At 64.4% G+C, this 5,149-nt stretch carries 8 protein-coding genes and 1 pseudogene; 8 read left to right on the top strand and 1 reads right to left on the bottom strand.

Annotation, left to right across the window (positions count from 1 at the left end):
• From QZ588_RS17720 to QZ588_RS17685, 8 genes and pseudogenes are all read left to right on the top strand, one after another.
• Nucleotides 1-520 (top strand): annotated as a pseudogene (locus QZ588_RS17720) (hypothetical protein); the annotation flags it as partial.
• 193 nt (nucleotides 521-713) lie between these two features.
• The gene (locus QZ588_RS17715) at nucleotides 714-1,046 is read left to right on the top strand and encodes a type II toxin-antitoxin system prevent-host-death family antitoxin (protein ID WP_295544400.1); all 333 of its coding nucleotides are present in this window, start codon (nucleotides 714-716) and stop codon (nucleotides 1,044-1,046) included.
• 23 nt (nucleotides 1,047-1,069) lie between these two features.
• Entirely contained in the window at nucleotides 1,070-1,588 is a 519-nt protein-coding gene (locus QZ588_RS17710) for a DUF3368 domain-containing protein (protein WP_295544399.1), read from the top strand.
• 22 nt (nucleotides 1,589-1,610) lie between these two features.
• Nucleotides 1,611-1,778 carry a hypothetical protein gene (locus tag QZ588_RS17705; RefSeq protein ID WP_295544397.1) on the top strand — a complete coding sequence of 56 codons (168 nt, stop codon included), beginning with the start codon at nucleotides 1,611-1,613 and terminating at the stop codon, nucleotides 1,776-1,778.
• Nucleotides 1,772-2,299, top strand: a complete 528-nt coding sequence (locus QZ588_RS17700) for a hypothetical protein (protein ID WP_295544395.1) — start codon at nucleotides 1,772-1,774, stop codon at nucleotides 2,297-2,299. Before QZ588_RS17705 ends, QZ588_RS17700 begins: the two co-directional genes overlap by 7 nt.
• A 440-nt stretch (nucleotides 2,300-2,739) precedes the next feature.
• Nucleotides 2,740-2,907: a hypothetical protein gene (locus QZ588_RS17695; protein ID WP_295544393.1), complete on the top strand. Its 168-nt coding sequence runs from the start codon at nucleotides 2,740-2,742 to the stop codon at nucleotides 2,905-2,907.
• A 39-nt stretch (nucleotides 2,908-2,946) separates the two neighbouring features.
• Nucleotides 2,947-3,141, top strand: coding sequence for a HepT-like ribonuclease domain-containing protein (locus tag QZ588_RS17690; protein WP_366929609.1), 195 nt, complete (start codon nucleotides 2,947-2,949; stop codon nucleotides 3,139-3,141).
• 95 nt (nucleotides 3,142-3,236) lie between these two features.
• Nucleotides 3,237-3,764 carry a DEAD/DEAH box helicase gene (locus QZ588_RS17685; RefSeq protein WP_295544392.1) on the top strand — a complete coding sequence of 176 codons (528 nt, stop codon included), beginning with the start codon at nucleotides 3,237-3,239 and terminating at the stop codon, nucleotides 3,762-3,764.
• On the opposite strand, the gene QZ588_RS17680 is transcribed toward QZ588_RS17685, so the two are convergent.
• Entirely contained in the window at nucleotides 3,724-4,974 is a 1,251-nt protein-coding gene (locus QZ588_RS17680; protein WP_295544391.1) for an IS4 family transposase, read from the bottom strand. The genes QZ588_RS17685 and QZ588_RS17680 overlap by 41 nt on opposite strands.
• Nucleotides 4,975-5,149: the final 175 nt, after the last annotated feature.

Here is a 5,149-nt window from a genome sequence, read left to right as displayed (position 1 = left end):
CGACAAGGACTTCTTCGCCAACCTCACCCCCGCCTGGCAACGCAACTGCGCGCTCCGCACCGACTACAGCCGCCGCCAGGCCCTGCTGGAGATCGATGTGCTGGTGTCCCAGGCCCTGGGCCTGACGCTGGACGAGCTGCTGACCATCTACCGGGTGCAGTTCCCGGTGATGCGCCAGTACGAGGCCGACACCTGGTACGACCAGACCGGGCGCATCGTCTTCACCCCCAGCAAGGGCCTCATCGGCGTCGGCCTGCCGCGCAAGGCCCGCAAGGCGGACCGCGACGCCGAAATCAGCTACGGCCTGCGCACCGCGGACAGAGAAGACACCGACACCCTGCTCGGCTGGGAGGACATCCGCCACCTGCCCGCCGGCAGCACCGTCACCAAGACCTTCTGGGACGACACCCTCCCCGGCGGCCCGCACCGGCGCACCATCGAATACCAGGCGCCCTTCCTCCGACCCGACCGCGAAGAGGACTACCGCATCGCCTGGGCCTTCTTCGCCGACGATGCATAAACACGAACTGCCCCAACGATTCACAACTACGAAATGCGCGAAATGACGCGAAACCACAGACGCAGCCGGACTCGACCCGACACCTCTCGGGGTCATCCCCTTTTCGCGTCTTTCGCGTGTTTCGTAGTTCAACATCAGCTCCCAACCGGATGTGCTACGCTCCGTGGACACATGCTCTGGGAGGGCAAACCCGATGGAACCATTCGACGTCTTCTCCGTTCGCGATCTGCGCACCCACTCGAACGACCTGCTGAAGGACGCCGAGCAAGGGCAACTCGCGATCATCACCAAGCGCGGCCGGCCGGCCATCCTGCCCGTGCCATTCGACAAGCGGTTGCTCGATCAGGGCGTGCACCGCGCCCTCGCCTTGTCGCTGTTCGAGCAACGCCGGCTCACACTGGCCCAGGCCGCCAAGGTGGCGGGGCTCTCGCTGGATGCCTTTATCGACCTGCTGGAGCCGCTCGGGTTGACCGCGGTGGATTATCCGGCCGAGGAACTGACCGATGAGCTGGACGCGGCCCTGTAGCAGCAGCGGGCAGGCAGGCCGGGATGAGCGGCATCGTCATCGCCGACGCCGGGCCATTGGTCGCGCTGGCCCGCATCAAGCGATTGTCGCTGCTTCAGACGCTCTACGGCCCGGTCACGGTGCCGCAGGCCGTGCGCAAGGAACCGCGCCTGGGGTCCGAGCGCCCCGGCGCCCGCCTGTTGTCCGCGGCCCTGGGCGCAGGTGTGCTGCAGATGCGCAGCCTGCCCTCGAACCTGGCGCCGGACTCGGCAAACCTGAGCCTGGTGCTCGACACGGGCGAGGCAGAGGCCATCCTGCTGGCAGAGGCCCTGTGCTGCCGCTTCCTGCTCATCGACGAGCGGCGCGCACGTGTGGTTGCCCGACGGCGCGGCGTCCCGGTCGTGGGGCTGTCCGGCTTGCTGCTGGCGGCGAAACGCCACCGGCTGGTGCACGCCATGGCGCCGCTGCTGGAGACGCTGAAACCGCAAGGCTATCGGCTCTCGGACACCTTGGTGGACGAGGTTTTGCGACTGGCCGGGGAAGCCCGGCCAGCCCGGCAGTGAAACCGATCCAAAGACCACTGAGATGAATCTCTTCCAGCTCGCCAGCGACAACACGGACCGGCTGCGACAGGGCGTGGATGATCTGCTCCGCGATCACCAGGGCGATCCGGATGCCACCGACCAGATCCAGACGCTGTTGGCCGAAACTGGCAAGCGCTCACTGCCCCTGACGGAGGTAAGCACATGCTGAAGCTCGTCGCACTCTCCCCGGCAGACGGCTGGGCCATTGTTGAGGCGAACGACCGATACTTGCTGGTGCAGCCGCCCTATCGACGGTTCAACCAAACCCCGGTGGACGAGACCTATATCGACACGGCGGTCCTTCAGCTCGGCTTCCGGCACCTGCAGGACCCGATGGAGCTCGCGGACTGGGCCGCCCTCATCGCGCACCTGAACCAGACCGTCGCCGCCACCCGCGCGGAGCTCGGGCAGGACATCGACGACCCGACCCTGGGCGAGCGCACCCTGGCCGTCGCGCCGGAGCCCGTTCTGGATGGCATTCTGGACCAGGCAAGGGCCACCCAGCTCACCGACCCAACGGCCTGTGCCGGCCTGGAGCGCATGCTGTCCGTGATGCTGCGCCTCGATCAGGTCAGGGACTCACAGGTCCTTTTTGCCAAGGTGCTCGACCTGCAAGACGCCATTCGCGAATCCAGGCGCCGTGGCGATCAAGCCAGGCAACAGCCAAGCCCCAACAAATGTCGTTCTTGACGCCATTGAACTGCTTCACCGGCACGATCTTGGCCGTGCAGCACTGAAGCTCATGGACACCTACCAAGCTGCTCTGGGTAAGGACCGGGCGCTGATTTCAGCGCGGCGCAAGGTTCATCGCAGCGCAGAAAACTAAAACTGTTCCCGGTCTGATCATGCAGAGCTTGACGCAGATTACTCGCTGCGACCCAATTGCCGCTTTCGCTCTCAGCACGCGCGAGAAGGACACGGAGACCGCCAACCGGCTTGCAGCAACCATCATGCAAAGCGCTTTCACGCAATTGCTATCTCCTTTTGATCTTCGGCGAATTGACGACTGGTTCGAATCCCAGGGGAGAAGCGAGGACTTCCGCACGGCCGTTCAAGCCACCTTTGGAAAAGATCGGGAATGGCTGCTGAGGAGACCTCCAGGTTTGCCACTTCGGACAGGCTGATCGTCGATGGCTCTGGTACAGGGTGCTGGACCAGAGGGAGCGGGAGAAAGCGCAGGGGCGACCGGTTTTCAAAGCGAGACCTTGCGCGCCGACGACTTCGAGGCATTCTATCGGCAGCGAATGCAGCGGCTGCTGGAAATCATCGAGCCGACCATGGGAAAAAGCTGCTGCTGAGGTCGGTGTCGCGAGCGGTGCAGGCATCATCGGGAAGAGATTGTCAGTGAAGCAGCCGCCCTGGTCAGCGCGGCGGGGCACACCGAGCTCCCGGACGTGCCTTTGCCCCAGATCGTGGGCATGCGCAACCCTCTCGTACACGCCTACTTCGACATCAACCGGCAGATCCTCTGGGACAAGGTGCAGCGGGCGCTGCCGCCCCTGATCGCACAACGCAAAAAAAGCAATCGGTGACGCATAGCATGGTTATTTACGCTCTCCTGCATCTGCCCTGGCAACGACACCCGTCCGAGGAGCGCCAGCCACAGCATCTTTAAGGAGGCGCACGGATGCTCCCCTCCCTGGTCATCGACGAGGTCCGCCACGGCGTCGCCGAGACGCTGCGCACCCAGTTCGAGCCCTCCACCGAGCACTTCAAAGACGCGGTGCGCCGGCTGATCGAGCAGCCGGGCTGGGTGAAGGGGCCCTATGTGCAGCTCGGCATGCCCTTCGCCGCCGGCAGCAGCGGCCGGGACTTCTTCAAGGGCTTCCAAACCGAGCACCCGGCGCATCTGCACCAGGAGCAGGCCTGGCGGCGCTGCGCGGTGGAGCATCTGTCCACGCTGGTGGCCACAGGCACGGGCTCCGGCAAGACCGAGTGCTTTCTGTATCCGGTGCTGGACCACGTGGCGCAGCAGAAGGCGCAGGGTCAGCCCGGTGTCAATTCCGGCATTCAGGCCATCATCATCTACCCGATGAACGCGCTGGCGGACGATCAGGCCAAGCGCATCGCGGAGCTGGTGCACAAGACCCCGGCCTTCCGCCAATGCCGTCAACTTAAGCGGTCCGCTTGTATGCCGGGTGGTGTCCGGGCTTGAGTTTGCCGGGATTCAGCCGTGGGAAGCTGCGATCTGGGCGCACGGCCTCAACCGCGCCAGATAGGCTTTGTGTGAGCAGCGCTAGGAGTTTGCGTCGTTGATGCGGCTCGCCGAACAACAGTCGCACGAGGGTGTTCTTCATCTCCGAGAGCGTGCTGCATGCGCGTACCTGATAGCGGTGGTTGCAATGGGCGAAGCGCCGATCCGCGACGAGCTGGGCGACGTTGCGCACCATGGCGGTGAGGTTCATCGCCAGGATCTTCGCGTGGATGTCCTGGCGGATCGCCAGCACCGAGCGCCCGGAGAAATTCTCGATCTCGGCCCAGCGCTTCTCGCGCTTGTAGTGCTCCTCCACGCCCCAGCGCTTGTGGTAGAGCTGCCCGAAGAGCCGCGCGGGGATGCGCTCGGCGTCCAGCACCGAGGTGACCAAGACCTCGGTCTCGCCGCCTTTCAGGCGCACCCGGACCAAACGAACACGGATGGGGTCGGCGCAGACGCCTTGATCGCGGCAGGCACGGCGCTGATCGGCGGACGGTGTCAGCGTCACTACGGTCTCGGGCGCGTCGCTGTCCCAAAATGCCTCGGCAGCCGCGAAGCTGTTGCGCGGCAGTCGCATGCAGAAGTCGATGCCGGCGACCAAATGCAGGGCGAAGAACCAAAACGCCGGATAGCCGCGATCGTAGATCAGCAGATCCCCCGGTTCGGCAGCGGCCAGATGCTCCACCGCCAGCTCGTGCTCGCCGACACACATCGCCGCCACGCGGGCGTCGACCACCAAGTCGTGGCCGATGTCGTAGAGCACGGAGGCGCGTGCCAGCGTCGGTCCGCTCTCCTGTGCACCGAAGGCGCGCTCCAACGCCTCACCCGGCGGCAAGCGGAAGGTTGTTCCATCAACGGCACGCAGGCGGAAGCCCTGCCAACGCGGCGTTGCCCACCCGGCGCAGAAGGTCTTCACGGCCTCTCGATTGAGGTAGACGAAGACCTGCTCAGACAAGCGCTTGCGCGCTTTCGAAAAGGCCGCCCGCGTCGGCATGGCAAGCGTGATGACCACACCGAGCAGGGTCGCGAAGAAGCCCTTGAGTTCCCACTCCGTACTGCCCTTGCGGAAGTTCAGCATCAGCGCCACGAGGCGATGGAAAGGCAGTTCGCGCTGGCGGGTGAACGCCTTCGGGTGCAGGCGGAAGCGGGCGATGACCTCAGGACAAACCAAAGCCTGTTTTATGCCCTCATAAACAGATTCAAATCACCCTCAGCTTCTCAGCCTCTGCGGCCTGGAGTTCAGTCACTGCATGCTTCTTCATCTCTGCCCCCTTGGTTGATACTGCACGGATATTGTAACAATTTCAGAGCTTTGCCGGGCTTTCGAAGCTAAGTTGACGGCATTG

It is taken from the genome of uncultured Thiohalocapsa sp. (assembly GCF_913062725.1).
Classification (GTDB): Bacteria; Pseudomonadota; Gammaproteobacteria; order Chromatiales; family Chromatiaceae; genus Thiohalocapsa.
Note: the sequence above shows the minus strand (reverse complement) of the source record. Positions and strands in the feature narration are given on the sequence as shown.

Excerpts from the sequence above, each read along its gene's own strand:
- QZ588_RS17715 (WP_295544400.1), top strand. The coding sequence starts at position 714 with ATGGAACCATTCGACGTCTTCTCCGTTCGCGATCTGCGCACCCACTCG.
- QZ588_RS17710 (WP_295544399.1), top strand. The coding sequence starts at position 1,070 with ATGAGCGGCATCGTCATCGCCGACGCCGGGCCATTGGTCGCGCTGGCC.
- QZ588_RS17705 (WP_295544397.1), top strand. The coding sequence starts at position 1,611 with ATGAATCTCTTCCAGCTCGCCAGCGACAACACGGACCGGCTGCGACAG.
- QZ588_RS17700 (WP_295544395.1), top strand. The coding sequence starts at position 1,772 with ATGCTGAAGCTCGTCGCACTCTCCCCGGCAGACGGCTGGGCCATTGTT.
- QZ588_RS17695 (WP_295544393.1), top strand. The coding sequence starts at position 2,740 with ATGGCTCTGGTACAGGGTGCTGGACCAGAGGGAGCGGGAGAAAGCGCA.
- QZ588_RS17685 (WP_295544392.1), top strand. The coding sequence starts at position 3,237 with ATGCTCCCCTCCCTGGTCATCGACGAGGTCCGCCACGGCGTCGCCGAG.